The following is an 18,649-nucleotide window of genomic DNA, read 5'->3' on the forward strand; positions in this document are numbered from 1 at the left end:
CAACCCCCCCGGGCGCCCCCCCCCCCGCCCCGCGATGAGGCCTGCGGGTTCAGACGCTGATACCACGCTCCGCCAGGAAGCCCACGAACGCCTCCTCGTCCATCACCGCGACACCCAGCTCCCCGGCCTTGGCCAGCTTGGAGCCGGCGCCGGGCCCAGCGACCACGCAGTGGGTCTTGCCCGACACGGAGCCCGCCACCTTGGCCCCCAGGCTTTCCAGCTTCTCCTTGGCGATATCGCGGCTCATACGCTCCAGGGTGCCGGTCAGCACCCAGGTCTGGCCGGCCAGCGGCAAGCCCTCGGCGGACTTCTTCTCGCACGACCAGTGCATGCCGAACTCCAACAACTGGGCCTCGATGGCACGGGCCAGCTGCTGGTTGGCCTCGACCTTGAAGAACTCGCGCACGCCTTCGGCCTGCTTGGTGTTCAGGGCTTGGCGCAAATCGATACCGTCAGCGGCGATGATCCGCTCCAGGGTGCCCAGCTTGTCCACCAGCTTCTCGGCGCCGGTCGGACCAACCGAGGGGATGTCGAGCTTGGCCAGCATCCCGGCCAACGTGGTACTGGCGGCGAACTCGGCGCCCAGCTCGCCCTCGTCCTGCAACTGCATGCCGCTGGCCAGCAACTGCGCGATGACCTCGCGGTTGTGCGCGTCCTCGAAGAAGTTGTGGATCTCGTGGGCGACCTCAAGACCGATGTCCGGCAGGTAGGTCAGCACCTGCGGCAATGCCACCTGCACCCGCGTCAGGCTGCCCAGGGAGCGGGCCAGCACCTTGGCGGTCTCCTCGCCGACATCGGGGATGCCCAGCGCATAGATGAAGCGCGCCAGGCTCGGGCGCTTGCTCGCCTCGATGGCGGCCAGCAACTTGTTGCTCGACACCTCGGCAAAGCCTTCCAGCGCCACCACCTGGTCGAAGGTCAGGTGGTAGAGATCGGCCGGCGAGCGGATCAGGTTCTCGTCGACCAGCTGCTCGACGCTCTTCTCGCCCAGGCCGTCGATGTCCATGGCCCGGCGCGACACATAATGAATGATCGCCTGCTTGAGCTGGGCGGCGCAGCTCAGGCGCCCCACGCAACGGTACACCGCGCCTTCGCTGGTGGTTTCCTTGCCCTTGCTGCGCTTGACCAGCTGGGTACGCTCGACCTGCGAGCCGCACACCGGGCACTGCGTGGGCACCTCAACCGGCCGGGCGTCCTGCGGGCGGCGCTCGAGCACCACCTGCATCACCTGCGGGATCACATCGCCAGCACGGCGAATGATCACCGTATCGCCGATGCGCAGGCCCAGACGGGCGATCTCGTCCATGTTGTGCAGGGTGGCGTTGGACACGGTCACGCCGGCCACCTTGACCGGCTTGAGCCGCGCCACCGGGGTCACCGCGCCGGTGCGCCCAACCTGGAACTCGACGTCGAGCACCTCGGTGAGCTCTTCCATGGCCGGGAACTTGTGGGCGATCGCCCAGCGCGGCTCACGGGCGCGGAAGCCCAGTTCACGCTGGGAGGCCAGGCTGTTGACCTTGAACACCACGCCATCGATCTCGTAGGGCAGGCCATTGCGGCGAGCGCCAATGTCGCGGTAGTAGGCCAGGCACTCCTCGATGCCGGCGGCATGGCGCAGCTCGCGGCTGATCGGCAGCCCCCAGGTCTTGAGCTTCTCGAGGATGCCGATATGGCTGTCGCCAAAGGCTTCTGACACCTGGCCTACCCCATAGCAGCAGAACTCCAGCGGGCGACTGGCGGTGATCTTCGAGTCCAGCTGGCGAAGGCTGCCGGCCGCAGCGTTGCGCGGGTTGGCGAAGGTCTTGCCGCCAGCCTCGGCCTGGGCGGCGTTGAGCCGGTCGAAGCCAGCCTTGCTCATGTACACCTCGCCGCGCACCTCCAGCACCGCCGGCCAGCCCTCACCCTGCAGCTTGAGTGGGATGTTGCGCACAGTGCGCACGTTGGTGCTGATGTCCTCGCCGGTGGTGCCATCACCGCGGGTGGCACCCTGCACCAACTGGCCATCACGGTACAGCAAGCTCACCGCCAGGCCGTCGAGTTTCGGCTCGCAGCTGTAGTCCACCGCCGCCTGATCGCCACCCGGCAGATCCAGGCCTTCCACCACGCGGCGGCCGAAATCGCGCAGGTCGTCCTCCTCGAAGGCGTTGCCCAGGCTGAGCATGGGCACTTCGTGACGGACCTGGCTGAACGCCGCCAGCGCTGCGCCACCAACGCGCTGGGTCGGCGAGTCCGGGGTCACCAGGTGCGGGTGCTCGGCCTCCAACGCCTTGAGCTCATTGAACAGGCGGTCGTATTCGGCATCGGGCACGCTGGGTTCGTCGAGCACGTAGTAGCGGTAGTTGTGCTGGTCGAGTTCGGCGCGCAGGGCATGGATTCGGGATTCGGCGTTCATGGGTCGTCTTCTCTTGCAAAGCAAAAGAGCAGCCCCTGGCTGCTCTTTTGCTTGTATCAGTGCGGCGCGGATCGAGGCTGGATCCGCCCGCTCGTAAACATCAGCGTTTCTGGGTCAGGGCGCGGCGCTCGAACTCGACGATACGCTGGCGGTAGTGCTCGATGGTCTGGGCAGTCAGCACGCTGCGCTGGTCGTCCTTGAGCTCACCGTTGAGCTCGTGGGCCAGCTTGCGGGCGGCGGCCACCATCACGTCGAAGGCCTGCTTGGGATGGCGCGGGCCGGGCAGACCGAGGAAGAAGCTCACCGCACGGGTGCTGAAGTGGTCGATGTCGTCCAGGTCGAACACGCCGGGTTTGACCGCGTTGGCCATGGAGAACAGCACTTCGCCGTGACCGGCCATGCTCTCGTGACGATGGAAGATGTCCATCTCGCCGAAGCGCAGGCCGCTTTCGAGGATGTTCTGCAGCAGTGCCGGGCCCTTGAAGCCACCCTCGTCACGGGAAATGACGCTGATCACCAGCACTTCCTCGGCCGGCGGCAGCTCCTTGGCCGGCGTGCTCGGCGCGGTGAAGCCGTTGGCGCGGGTGTTGTCGGCGGCGAAATCGTCGTCGCCACCCTCGAACAGGTCAGGCTCGCGGGGCTCGGCGGCCAGGTTCAGGTCACCCTGCTGCGGCTCGCTGTGGTTGCGCTTGCCGCGCTTGGCCTTGGCCGGCTTGGGTTCGCGCTCGCGCTCCCGTTCGCGCGCAGGGGCGCTCACCGACGGCAGGTCGGACTCGTCCAGCTCGGGCTCTTTGTGGGTTTCCAGCACACGCGCAGGGCCGAGCACCTCGGCGCTGCCTTCATCGTCCGGGGCGTTGGCGTAGCTACGGTCCAGACGGAACTTCAACTTGCCCTTGCCGCCGCGCATGCGGCGCCAGCCGTCGAAAAGAATACCGGCGATGACAATGATGCCGATGACGATCAGCCACTCGCGCAGACCGATTTCCATGTAATCCCGTGCCTCTATAAAAAATATGCTTGAAAACAAAGGCTTCAAAGGCCTTTAACACGTGGCGCCAACTCTATGTTCTGACAGGCGTTTTACCCACGCAAAAAATAAGTGACATTAAGCTAGCACGACCAAAGGCAACTTTACACCGTCTGTCGCGTCTGCTGAGGCATTTGCCTACATGTTCACACCCTTTCTTTACCCCTTACGCATCGACCATGGCCATCGCCTCTTCCACATCGACTGCTACAAGACGTGAACAGCCCGGCTCGTGCATGGTCACCCCCATCAACTGGTCGGCCATTTCCATGGCGATCTTGTTGTGGGTGATGTAGATGAACTGCACGGTCTCGCTCATTTCCTTGACCAGGCGGGCATACCGCCCGACGTTGGCGTCATCCAGCGGCGCGTCGACCTCGTCGAGCATGCAGAACGGCGCCGGGTTCAGCTTGAAGATGGCGAACACCAGGGCCAGGGCCGTCAGTGCCTTCTCGCCGCCGGACAGCAGATGGATGGTGCTGTTCTTCTTGCCCGGTGGACGCGCCATGATCGTCACCCCTGTATCGAGTAGATCTTCGCCCGTCAGTTCCAGATAAGCGCTGCCGCCACCGAAAACTTTTGGGAAAAGTGCCTGTAATCCGGCATTTATCTGATCAAAGGTATCCTTGAAGCGGTTGCGGGTTTCCTTGTCGATCTTGCGGATGACGTTTTCCAGGGTCTCCAGCGCCTCGACCAGATCGGCGTCCTGGGCATCCAGGTAACGCTTGCGCTCGGACTGCTGCTCGTATTCCTCGATGGCCGCCAGGTTGATCGCGCCCAGGCGCTGGATGCGCGCCTCGAGCTGCTCCAGCGCCTGCTCGGTACCCTGCTCGCTGGCGTCGGCCTGGAGCGTGGCGAGCACGCCCTGAAGATCGTAGCCGTCGGCGAGCAGTTGTTCCTGCAACGTCTTGCGCCGCACGTCCAGCCCCTGGGACTCCAGGCGCTGCTGCTCCAGTTGGCCGCGCAGCAGCTGCGACTGCTGCTCGGCCTGGGTGCGGCGCCGTTCGGCATCGCGCAGCTCGCGGTCGGCCTCGTCCATGTGCAGGCGCGCCTGGCGCATTTCCTCGTCGACGCTCATGCGTCGCTCCAGCAGCTCTTCGAGCTTGAGGCGCAATTCTTCCAGCGGTGCCTCGCCCTCTTCCAGGTTCAGGTTCAACTGTTCCTGGCGCTCGCTCAGGCGCGCGGCCTGCTGTTCCAGGCGTTCGAGGGCCTGGCGGGTCGAGTCGTGCTGGGCGCGCAGCGAACCCAGGCGCACGGCCAACTGGTGGGCGTGATCCTTGTGCTGGCGAGCTTCCTGGCGGATGCGGTCAAGGCCTTCGCGCAGGGTGTCGCGGCGCGCCATCAGCAGCTCGCGCTGCTCGGTGTCCTGGGCCATCAGTTCCAGGGCTTCCTGCAGCAGCAGGCGCGCCTCGCCCAGTTGCTCGTGCTCCAGGGCACGCTGCTCCTGAAGCTCGGCCAGTTCTTCCTGCAGGCGGCGGCGGCGCAGCTCCAACTGCTCGGCACGCGCGCGGCCGGCGGACAGGCGCGCCTTGAGCTCGCCATGTTGGCGGCTTTCGTCCTGGCTGCGTCGGCGCAGTTGCTCGCGCAGCTCTTCCAGGTCGAGCTGCTGCTCGCGCAGGCGTTGCAGCTGCTCGTCGAGCTGTTCGAGCAAGGCCTCCTGCTCCAGCTGCTCCTGGCCCAAGCGCTCGATCTCCTGGCCACGGGCCAGTACGCCACCCTGGGCCTCGCCACCGCGGCTGACCCGCAGGAAGTGCCGCCCGACCCAGTAGCCGTCGCGGCTGACCAGGCTCTGCCCAGCGCCCAGCGACGCCCGCCGGGCCAGGGCCTGCTCCAGGGTGTCCACCGGCATGACCTGGCCCAGCCAGGGCGACAGGTCGACGCGTCCTTCTACCTTGTCGAGCAGGCTGCCGGCGATGGCCGTGCCCTCTCCCCCCGCCATCAGCAGGCGCAGTTCACCCTGCTCCAGCGCGACGAACTCCAGGCCGGTGAAATCATCCAGCAGCACCGCCTGCAGATCGGCGCCCAGCACCGTTTCCACCGCCAGTTCCCAGCCGGGCTCGACCCGCAGCCCCTCGGCCAGCCGTGGGCGCTGTTCCAGGCCCTGGGCGCGCAGCCAGTCGGCGGCCCCGACACCGGGCTCCAGCGCGGCCTGCTGCAAGGCTTCGAGGGATGCCAGGCGTCCACCCAGGCGCTGCAGGTCACCCTGCTGCTGTTGCTGCGCCTGGGTGGCCTGCTGCATCTGCTCGCGCAACGCGTCCAACTGCTCGACCACCTGCCGCTCCTGCAGCTGGAGGTCTTCGAGCAGCAACTCGCTGCTGGCTACCTGCTCGTCCAGGTCGCTGGTCTCGGTATCCTGCGAATCGCCGCCGAGCTGGTCACGCTCTTCACCCAGCTTGCGCTGGCGCTCGGCCAGGCGTTCCAGGCTGGCCTCCAGCTGCGCCAGGCGCGCCTGCTGCACTTCTGCCTGGCGGCGCGGTTCGGCGGAGCGGGTGTTGAAGCTGTCCCACTGCTCCTGCCAGCCGTGCATGCCCTGCTCGGCCTCCTCCAGGGTCGCCGCGGCCTCCTCGGCCGAGGCCAGGGTCAGTTCCTGCTCGGGCTCCAGCATCGCCAGCTCTTCACCCAGGGTCGCCAGCAAGGTGCGGTCGTGCCCCAGATGCGATTCGGTTTCCAGGCGGCTGCGTTCGGCTTCCTTGAGGTCGTCCTGCAACTGGCGCAGGCGCTGCTGGCCGTGTTGGATGCTCTGCTCGACCCGGGCGATATCACCGGCCACCGAATAGAAGCGGCCCTGCACCTGGTTGAAGCGTTCGGACAGCTCATGATGGCCGTCGCGCAGGCGCTCGATGCTGGCATCGGCGTTGCGCTGCTCGGCCACCAGCGCCTCGAAGGCGATCTCCTGGTCGCCGATGACCGTCTCGCGCTGGCGCACCCGCTGGTCCAGGTCGCGCCAGCGCAGGGCCGCCAGGCGCGCCTTGAGCTGGCGCTCCTCGGCCTTGTACTCGCGGTACTTCTCGGCGGCCTGGGCCTGGCGGTGCAGGCGCTCGAGCTGGCGTTCCAGCTCTTCGCGCAGGTCAGTCAGGCGCGCCAGGTTCTCCTGGGTGCGGCGGATGCGGTTCTCGGTCTCGCGGCGGCGCTCCTTGTACTTGGAGATGCCTGCCGCCTCCTCGATGAAGTTGCGCAGCTCCTCGGGCTTGGCCTCGATCAGCTTGGAGATCATGCCCTGTTCGATGATCGAGTAGCTGCGCGGCCCCAGGCCCGTGCCGAGGAAGATATCGGTGATATCACGACGCCGGCACTTGGTGCCGTTGAGGTAATAGGTGTTCTGCCCGTCGCGGGTGACCTTGCGGCGGATCGAGATCTCGGCGTAGGCGGCGTACTCGCCGACCAGCGAGTTGTCGCTGTTGTCGAACACCAGCTCGATGCTGGCCTGGCTGACCGGCTTGCGGCTGGTGGAGCCGTTGAAGATGACATCGGTCATCGACTCGCCGCGCAGGTTCTTGGCCGAGCTTTCGCCCATCACCCAGCGCACCGCGTCGATGATGTTGGACTTGCCGCAGCCATTGGGGCCGACCACGGCCGCCATGTTACTGGGGAAGTTGACCGTGGTCGGGTCGACGAAGGACTTGAACCCGGCCAGGCGGATGCACTTCAGGCGCATCGATCAGACCCGCGCCAGCGCCGCCAGCACCAGTTCGCAACTGCGCTGGCAATAGGCGGTGAGCACCTCGCGGATGCGCGGCAGGTCGCGGGCGACCACGGCTTCGAGCAAGCGGGCGAACAGCTCGAGGTAATCGACCATGTTGGCCTGGCGCTGGTCCAGGGCCAGGTAGTAGGCGCGGCTCATGGCCGGCTGCAGGTTCTCGACGGTTTCCTGCAGGTATGGGTTGTTGGCGAACGGGTAGGCGGCGCGCATCACCGCGAAGCTGTCGCCGACGAAGGCCTTGATGTCCTTGGCAGCGTGGGCCTGCTTGAGGCGCTGCTGGATGTCCAGGAACGGGCGCAGGTCGCTGTCGCTGCGCCAATGCTGGGCAACGGCGTTGCCCAGCAGGATGTAGAACTCGCCCATCAGGGTGCACAGGCTGCGCACGCTGTTCTCGTCCAGCTCGGTCACATGGGCGCCGCGGCGCGGCAGGATCGCCACCAGGTGGCGGCGTTCGAGGATGAGCAGCGCCTCGCGCACCGAGCCGCGGCTGACGTTGAGGGCCTGGGTGACCTTCTGCTCCTGGATGCGCTCGCCGGGTGCGAGTTCGCCGCGGATGATCCGCTCGGCCAGGTAGTGGGCAATTTGCTCGGAGAGGCTGTCCGGCGCCTTGAACGTCATGGTTTTCCTTCGCGATCTGGGTAGCTGTGCACAAGGGCGCGATTGTAGCGCACTTGTCCCGTGCCCGCGCAGCGGCGCGACGCGCTTTGTGCGACTGGCGGGTCAACTTTCCCACTCGGCGCGAACTATGCTTGGGAAAAGGCTCGATGAAGCGGTTCGGAAGGCCTCTGGACAAAATCTTGACCTTTGAGTCAGAAAATTATTGACCTCAGGGTCAAGCGTTGCTTAGAGTCCGCCCGAACAACAATAAAACCATTGCGAGGCCCTCCCCCGTGATCCAGTTTCTCGTCAACCAGGAGCTGCGCAGCGAGCACGCCCTGGACCCGAACATGACGGTGCTGCAATACCTGCGCGAGCACCTGGGTAAACCCGGCACCAAGGAAGGCTGCGCCAGCGGCGACTGCGGCGCCTGCACCGTGGTCGTCGGCGAGCTCGTCGAGGACGACCAGGGCGGCGACGGTATCCGCTACCGCAGCCTCAACTCGTGCCTGACGTTCGTGTCCTCCCTGCACGGCAAGCAGCTGATCAGCGTCGAGGGCCTCAAGCACCAGGGCGAACTGCACAGCGTGCAGAAAGCCATGGCCGACTGCCATGGTTCGCAGTGCGGCTTCTGCACCCCCGGCTTCGTCATGTCGCTGTTCGCCCTGCAGAAGAACAGCGAGGGCCACGACCTGCACCAGGCCCAAGAGGCCTTGGCCGGCAACCTGTGCCGCTGCACCGGCTACCGGCCGATCCTGGCCGCCGCCGAGCAGAGCTGCGCCCAACCCTGTCGCGACCAGTTCGACGCCCAGCAGGCGCAGACCATCGCCCGCCTCAAGGCCATCGCCCCGCAACAGACCGGCGAACTCAACAGCGGCGACAAACGCTGCCTGGTGCCGCTGACCGTGGCCGACCTGGCCGACCTCTATAGCTCGCACCCCGAGGCGCGCCTGCTGGCCGGTGGCACCGACCTGGCGCTGGAGGTCACCCAGTTCCACCGCACCCTGCCGGTGATGATCTACGTCGGCCATGTCGCCGAGCTCAAGCGCATCGACAAGACCGCCACCCACCTGGAGATCGGCGCCGCCACTCCGCTGACCGACTGCTACACCGCGCTCAACGAGGAATACCCTGACTTCGGCGACCTGCTGCACCGCTTCGCCTCGCTGCAGATCCGCAACCAGGGCACCCTGGGCGGCAACATCGGCAACGCCTCGCCGATCGGCGACTCGCCGCCCCTGCTGATCGCCCTGGACGCGCAGATCGTCCTGCGCCAGGGCGAACGCCAGCGCACCCTGGCCCTGGAAGACTACTTCATCGACTACCGCATCACCGCGCGCCAGGACAGCGAGTTCATCGAGAAGATCATCGTGCCGCGCGCCAGCAACGACTGGACGTTCCGCGCCTATAAAGTGTCCAAGCGCCTGGACGACGATATCTCCGCCGTATGCGCGGCGTTCAACCTGAGCATCGAGAACGGCGTGGTCAGCGGCGTGCGCATCGCCTTCGGCGGCATGGCGGCGATTCCGAAACGCGCCCGCGCCTGCGAGGCCGCGCTGCGCGGCAAGCCGTGGACCCAGGCCAGCGTCGAGCGCGCCTGCCAGGCCCTGGCCGAGGACTTCACCCCGCTCAGCGACTTCCGCGCCAGCCGCGAGTACCGCCTGCTGACCGCGCAGAACCTGCTGCGCAAGTACTTCATCGAACTGCAAACGCCGCACATCGAAACCCGGGTGACCGCCTATGTCTAACCATCACGCCGTCAAGAGCCAGGCCGAGATGGCCGCACTGTTCAGCCAGGACCTGACCAGCGGGGTCGGCCGCAGCCTCAAGCACGACAGCGCCGACAAGCACGTGGCGGGCGAGGCGGTGTACATCGACGACCGCCTGGAATTCCCCAACCAGCTGCACGTCTATGCGCGCACCGCGGACCGCGCCCATGCGCGCATCCTGCGCATCGACACCACCCCCTGCTACCAGTTCGAAGGCGTACGTATCGCCATCACCCACGAGGACATCCCGGGGCTCAAGGACATCGGCCCGGTGGTGGCCGGCGACCCGCTGCTGGCCATCGACAAGGTCGAGTTCTTCGGCCAGCCAGTGCTCGCCGTGGCCGCCCGCGACCTGGACACCGCCCGTCGCGCCGCCATGGCCGCCATCGTCGAGTACGAAGACCTGGAACCGGTGCTCGATGTGGTCGAAGCGCTGCGCAAGAAACACTTCGTGCTCGACAGCCACACCCACAAGCGCGGTGACTCGGACGCAGCCCTGGCCAGCGCCCCGCACCGCATCCAGGGCAGCCTGCACATCGGCGGCCAGGAGCACTTCTACCTGGAAACCCAGATCAGCTCGGTGATGCCCAGCGAAGACGGCGGCATGATCGTCTACTGCTCCACGCAGAACCCCACCGAGGTGCAGAAGCTGGTCGCCGAGGTGCTCGACGTGCCGATGCACAAGATCGTCGTCGACATGCGCCGCATGGGCGGCGGCTTCGGCGGCAAGGAAACCCAGGCCGCCAGCCCCGCCTGCCTGTGCGCGGTGATCGCGCGCCTGACCGGCCAGCCGACCAAGATGCGCCTGCCCCGCGTCGAAGACATGATGATGACCGGCAAGCGCCATCCGTTCTACGTCGAGTACGACGTCGGCTTCGACGACAGCGGCCGCCTGCACGGCATCAACTTCGACCTGGCCGGCAACTGCGGCTACTCGCCCGACCTGTCCGGCTCGATCGTCGACCGCGCCATGTTCCACTCCGACAACGCCTACTACCTGGGCGACGCCACGGTGCACGGCCACCGCTGCAAGACCAACACCGCGTCCAACACCGCCTACCGCGGCTTCGGCGGCCCGCAAGGCATGGTTGCCATCGAACAGGTGATGGACCATATCGCCCGCCACCTGGCGCTCGACCCGCTGGCGGTGCGCAAGGCCAACTACTACGGCAAGACCGAGCGCAACGTTACCCACTACTACCAGACCGTCGAGCACAACATGCTCGAGGAGATGACCGCCGAGATCGAGGCGAGCAGCGACTACCACGAGCGCCGCGAATCGATCCGCCGCTTCAACGCCAACAGCCCGGTACTGAAAAAGGGCCTGGCGCTGACCCCGGTGAAATTCGGCATCTCGTTCACCGCCACCTTCCTCAACCAGGCCGGTGCCTTGATCCACATCTATACCGACGGCAGCATCCACCTCAACCACGGCGGCACCGAGATGGGCCAGGGCCTGAACACCAAGGTCGCGCAGGTGGTGGCCCAGGTGTTCCAGGTCGACTTCAACCGTATCCAGATCACCGCCACCAACACCGACAAGGTACCCAACACCTCACCGACCGCGGCCTCCAGCGGCGCCGACCTGAACGGCAAGGCGGCGCAGAACGCCGCCGAAATCCTCAAGAAGCGCCTGACCGAGTTCGCTGCCCGGCACTACAACGTCACCGAGGAAGACGTCGAGTTCCGCAACGGCCATGTGCGCGTGCGCGACCAGATCGTCAGCTTCGAGCAACTGGTGCAGCAGGCCTACTTCGCCCAGGTGTCGCTGTCGACCACCGGTTTCTACCGCACGCCGAAGATCTTCTACGACCGTTCCCAGGCCCGCGGCCGGCCGTTCTACTACTTCGCCTTCGGCGCGGCATGCGTGGAAGTGATCGTCGACACCCTGACCGGCGAGTACAAGATGCTGCGCGCCGACATCCTGCACGACGTCGGCGACTCGCTGAACCCGGCCATCGACATCGGCCAGGTCGAGGGCGGCTTCGTCCAGGGCATGGGCTGGCTGACCACCGAGGAGCTGGTGTGGAACGCCAAAGGCAAGCTGATGACCAACGGCCCGGCCAGTTACAAGATCCCGGCGGTGGCCGACATGCCGATCGACATGCGCGTCAAACTGGTGGAGAACCGCAAGAACCCCGAGGACACGGTGTTCCATTCCAAGGCCGTGGGCGAACCGCCGTTCATGCTCGGCATCGCCGCCTGGTGCGCGATCAAGGACGCGGTGGCGAGCATCGCCGACTACCGGGTGCAGCCGAACATCGACGCGCCATCGACGCCGGAGCGGGTGTTGTGGGGATGCGAGCAGATGCGCAAGGCGGTGGCAGCGCAGCAGCCTGTGGAGCCCGCATTGGAAACCGTCACCCACTGATAACGCGGGACCCTGTAGGAGCGGCCTTGTGTCGCGAATGGGGCGCGAAGCGGCCCCACGATCTGTGCCGCAATCAAGATTTCTGGGGCTGCTACGCAGCCCTTTCGCGACACAAGGCCGCTCCTACACGGGCACGAGGAGGATTCAAATCATGCACCAATGGATCAACGCCCTCGCCGACCATCAAGCCCGCGGCGAACCCTGCGTCCTGGTGACCATCATCGAGGAACGCGGCTCCACGCCACGCAATGCCGGCTCGAAAATGGTGGTCAGCGCCAGCGCGCTGTACGACACCATCGGCGGCGGCCACCTGGAGTTCAAGGCCCTGCACATCGCCCGGCAGATGCTCGATGAACACCGCAGCACCCCGCACCTGGAGCGCTTCAGCCTCGGCGCCAGCCTCGGCCAGTGCTGTGGCGGCGCCACCGTGCTGCTGTTCGAGCCGATGACCGGCGTGCAGGCCGAGATCGCCGTGTTCGGCGCGGGCCATGTCGGTCGCGCTCTGGTACCCTTGCTCGCCGCGCTGCCCTGCCGGGTGCGCTGGATCGACTCGCGCGAGCAGGAGTTCCCCGACGTCATCCCCAACGGGGTGAGCCGGATCGTCAGCGAAGAGCCGGTCGACGAAGTCGCCGACCTGCCCGCCGGCAGCTACTGCATCGTCATGACCCACAACCACCAGCTGGACCTGGAACTGACCGCCGCGATCCTCAAGCGCAACGATTTCACCTGGTTCGGCCTGATCGGCTCGAAGACCAAGCGGGTCAAGTTCGAGCACCGCCTGCGCGAGCGCGGTTTCGACGACGCGCTGATGGCGCGGATGCGCTGCCCGATGGGCCTGGCCGAGGTCAAGGGCAAGCTGCCGATCGAGATCGCCGTGTCCATCGCCGCCGAAATCATTGCCACCTACAACGCCTGCTTCGGCCAGCACGACGCTGCCGCCAACTCAGGCCCCATCGCCCAGTTGCTGCCGTCCTCGCGACGCAGCCAGACCCTTTGACGAGAGCCCCATGAGCGCAACCCGCAAAGCCTACCGAGCCGCCATCCTGCACAGCATCGCCGACCCCGCCGAGGTCGGCCTGGAGGCGTCCTGCGAATACTATGAAGACGGCCTGCTGGTGGTCGACGACGGTCGCATCAGCGCCCTGGGCCATGCCAGCGAGCTGCTGCCGACCCTCGATGCCGACATCCCGGTGCAGCATTACCCGGACGCCCTGATCACCCCGGGCTTCATCGATACCCACATCCACTTCCCGCAGACCGGCATGGTCGGCTCCTACGGCGAGCAACTGCTGGACTGGCTGAACACCTACACCTTCCCCTGCGAGAAGCAGTTCGCCGACAAGGCCCATGCCGACCAGGTGGCGAAGATCTTCCTCAAGGAACTGCTGCGCAACGGCACCACCACCGCCCTGGTGTTCGGCAGCGTGCATCCGGAGTCGGTCAATGCCCTGTTCGAGGAGGCCGAGCGCCTTGACCTGCGCATGATCGCCGGCAAGGTGATGATGGACCGCAACGCCCCCGACTACCTGACCGACACCGCCGAATCCAGCTACCGCGACAGCAAGGCGCTGATCGAACGCTGGCACGGCAAGGGCCGCCTGCACTACGCGGTCACCCCGCGTTTCGCGCCGACCAGCACGCCGGAGCAATTGAGCGTGGCCGGCCAGTTGCTCAAGGAGCACCCGGGCGTGTACATGCACACCCACCTGTCGGAGAACCTCAAGGAGATCGACTGGGTCAAGTCGCTGTTCCCCGAGCAGAAAGGCTACCTGGACGTCTACGACCACTTCGAGTTGCTCGGCGAGCGCTCGGTGTTCGCCCACGGCGTGCACCTGTGCGACGACGAATGCCAGCGCCTGGCCGAAACCGGCTCGGCCATCGCCTTCTGCCCGACCTCCAACCTGTTCCTCGGCAGCGGCCTGTTCAACCTGCCCCAGGCCGAGCGCTTCAAGGTCAATGTGGGCCTGGGCACCGACGTCGGCGCCGGCACCAGCTTCTCGCTGCTCAACACCCTGAACGAGGCGTACAAGGTGATGCAGCTGCAAGGCGCGCGCCTGCACCCGTACAAGTCGCTGTACCTGGCCACCCTCGGCGGCGCCCGCGCCCTGCGCCTGGACGATCGCATTGGCAGCCTGCGCCCAGGCAATGACGCCGACTTCGTGGTGCTCGACTACAAGGCCACCCCGCTGCTGGACTACCGTCTGCAGCAGTCGAAGAACATCGAGGAGACCTTGTTCGTGCTCACCACCCTGGGCGACGACCGCACCGTGCGTGAAACCTACGCCGCCGGGCGTTGCGTGCACCAGCGCTAAGGCTGTTTAGCCAGGCCTCGATAGAGCGCACCGCCGATCGCCGCGCCGATCAGCGGTGCCACCCAGAACAGCCACAACTGCTGCACGGCCCAGCCACCGACGAACAACGCCGGCCCCGTGCTGCGTGCCGGGTTCACCGAGGTATTGGTCACCGGGATCGAGATCAGGTGGATCAAGGTCAGCGCCAGGCCGATGGCGATCGGCGCGAACCCCGCTGGCGCCCGGGCATCCGTGGCGCCCATGATGATCACCAGGAACATCGCGGTCATCACCACTTCGCTGGCAAAACCCGCCGCCAAGGTATAGCCGCCGGGCGAGTGCTCGCCGTAGCCGTTGGACGCCAACCCGTTGGCCAGCTCGAAACCGGCCTTGCCACTGGCGATGAAGTAGATCACCGCCGCGGCGAGGATCGCGCCGATCACCTGGGCGATCACATAGGGCAGCAACTCTTTGGCCGGGAAGCGCCCGCCCACCACCAGGCCGAACGACACGGCGGGGTTGAGGTGACAACCGGAAATATGACCGATGGCAAAGGCCATGGTCAGGACCGTCAGGCCGAAGGCGAAGGCGACACCGAGGACACCGATGCCGACCGGAGAGCTTGCGGCCAGCACCGCGCTGCCGCACCCGCCGAGGACCAACCAGAACGTGCCGACCAACTCGGCACCCATGCGCACACCCAGGGACGAACTCATGGATCATTCCTCAAGTAATTGGACGCAACGACTGCGCAAGCCCAACTGCCTGATGAAGGTTTGCTGAAGAGAAATCTAGCAGAGCTTTGGCCAGTGGCCAGAAACGACAAAGGGCCGCGAAGCGGCCCCTTGTTCATCCAGGCAAACGATCAACCCTTGGCGGTGGCCTTGGGCTTTTTCAGCAGGTGCGAGAACACCGCGTGCAGATCGTCCGAGGCGCTCTCCTCGTCGAGGTTGAGCTTGCTGTCGATATGGTCCATGTGGTGCATCATCAGGCTTACCGCCTGTTCGGCGTCACGGGCCTCGATGGCGTCGATCAGCTGCATGTGCTCATCGTACGAGCAGTGCGAGCGGTTGCCGCTCTCGTACTGGGCGATGATCAGCGAGGTCTGCGACACCAGGCTGCGCTGGAAGCTCACCAGCGGCGCGTTGCCCGCGGCCTCGGCCAGCTTGAGGTGGAACTCGCCGGACAGGCGGATACCGGCGCCGCGATCACCGCGGGAGAAGCTGTCGCGCTCCTCGCGGACCATCTGGCGCAGTTCGTTGAGCTGCTCGACGGTGGCGTGCTGCACGGCCAGTTCGGTAATGGCGCGCTCGACCATGCGCCGGGAGAAGAATACCTGGCGCGCCTCTTCCACCGTCGGGCTGGCCACCACCGCGCCACGGTTCGGCCGCAGCAGCACCACGCTTTCATGGGCCAGGCGCGACAACGCGCGGCGGATGATGGTGCGGCTGACGCCAAAGATCTCGCCCAATGCTTCCTCGCTCAACTTGGTGCCCGGGGCCAGACGCTGCTCGAGGATCGCCTCGAAGATGTGCGCGTAGACGATGTCGTCCTGGGTACCGCTGCGGCCGGCCTTGCCGGTACGCGCAGGTTTTTTCAGAGGTTGCAGCTGTTCGTTCATGGGCGCTCGAGCACAAAGGATCTGCCAGTCGGACCGTGACTGTAATGCCCGTCGACGGGGGGATGGCAAGTCCGGGAAGAAGATAATGGTCCAAGGTACGGCGCCATTGTACACAGGCTGACCCGTTTCTGCAGGTGGCCTTTTACCTATATAGCCGTTGTACGACCGTTTGTACGCACAAAAGATAAAACATTATTTGCATTATTTGTACACAAAAGCATAATCCTGCGAGCAACTTCCTGACCCAGAAGTCAACAAAATGGTCGGACGTCTGCCACACCCTCCCTCGCGAAGCCCCCAAGTGCATCGGCTCAGGACCAGGCTTCGAACAACAAGAAAGACTTGAGGAGTACTCGCTGTGGAAAGCCGCAAATCCGAAGCACCTACGCTGGATCTCGCCCCACCGCTCGAAACGGGCTGGCTGGAGCGGATTTTCAAACTCAAGCGACATGGCACTACCGTCAGGACCGAACTGATCGCCGGGGTGACCACCTTCATCACCATGGCCTACATCATCTTCGTCAACCCCAACATCATGGCCGACGCCGGTATCGACCACGGCGCCGCGTTCGTTGCCACCTGCATCGCCGCCGCCCTGGGCTGCCTGCTGATGGGCTTGTACGCCAACTGGCCGGTGGGCCTGGCGCCGGGCATGGGCCTGAACGCCTTCTTCACCTACACCGTGGTCGGCACCATGGGCTACAACTGGGAAACAGCATTGGGGGCGGTGTTCGTCTCGGGCGTGCTGTTCATGTTCCTGACCCTGTCGAAAGTGCGCGAATGGCTGCTCAACAGCATCCCGGTGAGCCTGCGCCATGCCATGGGGGCCGGCGTCGGATTGTTTCTCGGGCTGATCGGCCTGAAGACCGCCGGCATCATCGTCGACAGCCCGGCCACCCTGGTCAAGCTGGGCTCGCTGCATGAGCCCGGCCCGCTGCTGGCGGCCGTGTGCTTCCTGCTGATCGCCATCCTCAGCTACAAGCGGGTGTTCGGCGCGATCCTGATCAGCATCATCGGCGTCACCCTGGCCGGCTGGGGCCTGGGCCTGGTCAAGTTCGGCGGGGTGATGTCGATGCCGCCGAGCCTGGCGCCGACCTGGATGGCCATGGACGTGGCCGGGGTGTTCAACGTCAGCATGATCAGCGTGGTGCTGGCGTTCCTGTTCGTGCACATGTTCGACACCGCCGGCACGCTGATGGGCGTGGCCCAGCGCGCCAACCTGGTGGCGCCGGACGGGCGCATCGAGAACCTGTCGCGGGCCCTGAAGGCCGACAGTACCTCCAGCGTGTTCGGCGCGGTGGTCGGCGTACCGCCGGTGACCAGCTACGTGGAAAGTGCCGCGGGCGTGGCGGCGGGCGGGCGTACCGGCCTGACCGCCGTGGTGGTGGGCGTGCTGTTCATTGCCGCGATGTTCTTCGCCCCGCTGGCCGGAATGATTCCGGCCTATGCCACCGCCGGCGCGCTGATCTATGTGGCGATGCTGATGATGGGCAGCATGGCGCACATCCACTGGGACGAGGCCACCGACAGCATTCCGGCGATCGTCACGGTGATCATGATGCCGCTGACCTTCTCCGTGGCCGACGGCATTGCCCTGGGCTTCATCAGCTATGTGGCGTTGAAGGCGGGTACCGGGCAGTTCAAGGACATCTCGGCGAGCCTGTGGGTGCTGTGCCTGATCTTCATTGCCAAGTTCGTGTTCCTCTGACTTGAATCGACACCGGGAAGGGGCGCCACTGGCGCCCCTTTTCCGTTCAGGTCGCCAGCACCGGCGCTGTCGCCCGGCCCCCCACACCCCTGCTTTACACGAATTTTGCAAAGCGCCATTGGTCCCCGCCCCCCCGGATGGATTAAAGTATCCACCCCCGCCCGGTCAGCGCTCCCAGCGCGCCAGGGCCCATCCCCAGGAACCGTCGACGATGGAACACCGTGAGGCGCTGATCGCGCTGCGCACCTTTCTCTCCTCCCAGATCCTCGGCCAGGAAAAACTGGTCGAGCGCCTGCTGATCGTGCTCCTGGCCGACGGCCACATGCTGGTCGAGGGCGCCCCGGGCCTGGCCAAGACCAAGGCCATCAAGGAGCTTGCCGAAGGCATCGAGGCGCAATTCCATCGCATCCAGTTCACCCCCGACCTGCTCCCGGCCGACATCACCGGCACCGAGATCTACCGCCCGGAAACCGGCAGCTTCGTGTTCCAGCAAGGGCCGATCTTCCACAACCTGGTGCTGGCCGACGAAATCAACCGCGCCCCGGCCAAGGTGCAGTCGGCGTTGCTCGAAGCCATGGCCGAGCGCCAGGTCAGCGTCGGGCGCAGCACCTACGAACTGTCGCCGCTGTTCCTGGTGATGGCCACGCAGAACCCGATCGAGCAGGAAGGCACCTATCCGCTGCCCGAGGCCCAGCTCGACCGGTTCCTGATGCACGTGAAGATCGGTTTCCCGGATGCCACCGTCGAGCGGCGCATTCTCCTGCAGGCCCGCGGCGAAGCCCTGGGCGGCGAAGTGAAGCCCGAGCGCCGGGTCAGCCAGCAGGCGATCTTCGCCGCGCGCAAGGAGATTCTCGGCCTGTACATGGCCGATGCGGTGGAGGAATACCTGGTGCAGCTGGTCATGGCCACCCGCACCCCGGCCAAGTTCGACAGCGAACTGGCCGACTGGATCGCCTACGGCGCCAGCCCCCGCGGCTCGATCGCCCTGGACCGCTGCGCGCGCGCCCACGCCTGGCTGGCCGGGCGCGACTTCGTCAGCCCCGAGGATATCCAGGCGGTGCTGTTCGACGTGCTGCGCCACCGCATCATCCTCTCGTTCGAGGCCGAGGCGGCCGGGGTCGACCAGGACCGCGTGGTCCAGCGCATCCTCGACGTCGTCGCCGTCGCCTGACC

The 18,649-nt window shown here is 65.9% G+C and carries 12 protein-coding genes; 6 read left to right on the forward strand and 6 right to left on the reverse strand.

Features of this window, described 5'->3' with window-relative positions; translation table 11 throughout:
- Positions 1-49: 49 nt before the first annotated feature.
- The 4 genes from ligA to V0R62_RS00020 all read right to left on the reverse strand — a co-directional run bounded on the left by ligA (position 50) and on the right by V0R62_RS00020 (position 7,737).
- On the reverse strand, positions 50-2,392 hold the full coding sequence (gene ligA, locus V0R62_RS00005; protein WP_330102240.1) for an NAD-dependent DNA ligase LigA: 2,343 nt from the start codon (positions 2,390-2,392) through the stop codon (positions 50-52).
- A gap of 100 nt (positions 2,393-2,492) precedes the next feature.
- Positions 2,493-3,380, reverse strand: a complete 888-nt coding sequence (zipA, locus tag V0R62_RS00010; protein WP_330102241.1) for a cell division protein ZipA — start codon at positions 3,378-3,380, stop codon at positions 2,493-2,495.
- A gap of 205 nt (positions 3,381-3,585) precedes the next feature.
- Positions 3,586-7,074, reverse strand: a complete 3,489-nt coding sequence (gene smc / locus V0R62_RS00015) for a chromosome segregation protein SMC (protein ID WP_330102242.1) — start codon at positions 7,072-7,074, stop codon at positions 3,586-3,588.
- A gap of 3 nt (positions 7,075-7,077) precedes the next feature.
- The gene (locus V0R62_RS00020; RefSeq protein WP_050706590.1) at positions 7,078-7,737 is read right to left on the reverse strand and encodes a GntR family transcriptional regulator; all 660 of its coding nucleotides are present in this window, start codon (positions 7,735-7,737) and stop codon (positions 7,078-7,080) included.
- 272 nt (positions 7,738-8,009) lie between these two features.
- Between V0R62_RS00020 and xdhA the strand changes: the two genes are divergently transcribed.
- The 4 genes from xdhA to guaD all read left to right on the forward strand — a co-directional run bounded on the left by xdhA (position 8,010) and on the right by guaD (position 14,168).
- Entirely contained in the window at positions 8,010-9,464 is a 1,455-nt protein-coding gene (xdhA, locus tag V0R62_RS00025) for a xanthine dehydrogenase small subunit (RefSeq protein ID WP_330102243.1), read from the forward strand.
- The gene (gene xdhB / locus V0R62_RS00030; protein WP_330102244.1) at positions 9,457-11,856 is read left to right on the forward strand and encodes a xanthine dehydrogenase molybdopterin binding subunit; all 2,400 of its coding nucleotides are present in this window, start codon (positions 9,457-9,459) and stop codon (positions 11,854-11,856) included. Before xdhA ends, xdhB begins: the two co-directional genes overlap by 8 nt.
- A gap of 151 nt (positions 11,857-12,007) precedes the next feature.
- The gene (xdhC, locus tag V0R62_RS00035) at positions 12,008-12,853 is read left to right on the forward strand and encodes a xanthine dehydrogenase accessory protein XdhC (RefSeq protein ID WP_330102245.1); all 846 of its coding nucleotides are present in this window, start codon (positions 12,008-12,010) and stop codon (positions 12,851-12,853) included.
- Positions 12,854-12,863: 10 nt separating this feature from the next.
- Complete coding sequence (gene guaD / locus V0R62_RS00040; protein ID WP_330102246.1) at positions 12,864-14,168, forward strand: guanine deaminase; 1,305 nt, start codon at positions 12,864-12,866, stop codon at positions 14,166-14,168.
- On the opposite strand, the gene aqpZ is transcribed toward guaD, so the two are convergent.
- Both aqpZ and V0R62_RS00050 read right to left on the reverse strand, forming a co-directional pair.
- Positions 14,165-14,863, reverse strand: a complete 699-nt coding sequence (gene aqpZ / locus V0R62_RS00045; RefSeq protein ID WP_028692850.1) for an aquaporin Z — start codon at positions 14,861-14,863, stop codon at positions 14,165-14,167. The genes guaD and aqpZ overlap by 4 nt on opposite strands.
- A gap of 149 nt (positions 14,864-15,012) precedes the next feature.
- The gene (locus V0R62_RS00050) at positions 15,013-15,768 is read right to left on the reverse strand and encodes a GntR family transcriptional regulator (protein WP_330102247.1); all 756 of its coding nucleotides are present in this window, start codon (positions 15,766-15,768) and stop codon (positions 15,013-15,015) included.
- Between the two features lie 358 nt (positions 15,769-16,126).
- On the opposite strand from V0R62_RS00050, the gene V0R62_RS00055 reads away from it, so the two are divergent.
- Positions 16,127-17,476 carry an NCS2 family permease gene (locus V0R62_RS00055; RefSeq protein WP_330102248.1) on the forward strand — a complete coding sequence of 450 codons (1,350 nt, stop codon included), beginning with the start codon at positions 16,127-16,129 and terminating at the stop codon, positions 17,474-17,476.
- A gap of 211 nt (positions 17,477-17,687) precedes the next feature.
- Positions 17,688-18,647: an AAA family ATPase gene (locus V0R62_RS00060; RefSeq protein WP_050706542.1), complete on the forward strand. Its 960-nt coding sequence runs from the start codon at positions 17,688-17,690 to the stop codon at positions 18,645-18,647.
- Positions 18,648-18,649: the final 2 nt, after the last annotated feature.

Origin of the sequence: Pseudomonas carassii, from assembly GCF_036324045.1 — a bacterium.
In the GTDB taxonomy this organism is placed as follows: Bacteria; Pseudomonadota; Gammaproteobacteria; order Pseudomonadales; family Pseudomonadaceae; genus Aquipseudomonas; species Aquipseudomonas peradeniyensis.

What these genes read in the sequence shown, in the direction of transcription:
- ligA (WP_330102240.1), bottom strand. Translation starts at nt 2,392, where the DNA reads ATGAACGCCGAATCCCGAATCCATGCCCTGCGCGCCGAACTCGACCAG.
- zipA (WP_330102241.1), bottom strand. Translation starts at nt 3,380, where the DNA reads ATGGAAATCGGTCTGCGCGAGTGGCTGATCGTCATCGGCATCATTGTC.
- V0R62_RS00020 (WP_050706590.1), bottom strand. Translation starts at nt 7,737, where the DNA reads ATGACGTTCAAGGCGCCGGACAGCCTCTCCGAGCAAATTGCCCACTAC.
- aqpZ (WP_028692850.1), bottom strand. Translation starts at nt 14,863, where the DNA reads ATGAGTTCGTCCCTGGGTGTGCGCATGGGTGCCGAGTTGGTCGGCACG.
- guaD (WP_330102246.1), top strand. Translation starts at nt 12,864, where the DNA reads ATGAGCGCAACCCGCAAAGCCTACCGAGCCGCCATCCTGCACAGCATC.
- V0R62_RS00050 (WP_330102247.1), bottom strand. Translation starts at nt 15,768, where the DNA reads ATGAACGAACAGCTGCAACCTCTGAAAAAACCTGCGCGTACCGGCAAG.
- xdhB (WP_330102244.1), top strand. Translation starts at nt 9,457, where the DNA reads ATGTCTAACCATCACGCCGTCAAGAGCCAGGCCGAGATGGCCGCACTG.
- xdhC (WP_330102245.1), top strand. Translation starts at nt 12,008, where the DNA reads ATGCACCAATGGATCAACGCCCTCGCCGACCATCAAGCCCGCGGCGAA.
- V0R62_RS00060 (WP_050706542.1), top strand. Translation starts at nt 17,688, where the DNA reads ATGGAACACCGTGAGGCGCTGATCGCGCTGCGCACCTTTCTCTCCTCC.
- smc (WP_330102242.1), bottom strand. Translation starts at nt 7,074, where the DNA reads ATGCGCCTGAAGTGCATCCGCCTGGCCGGGTTCAAGTCCTTCGTCGAC.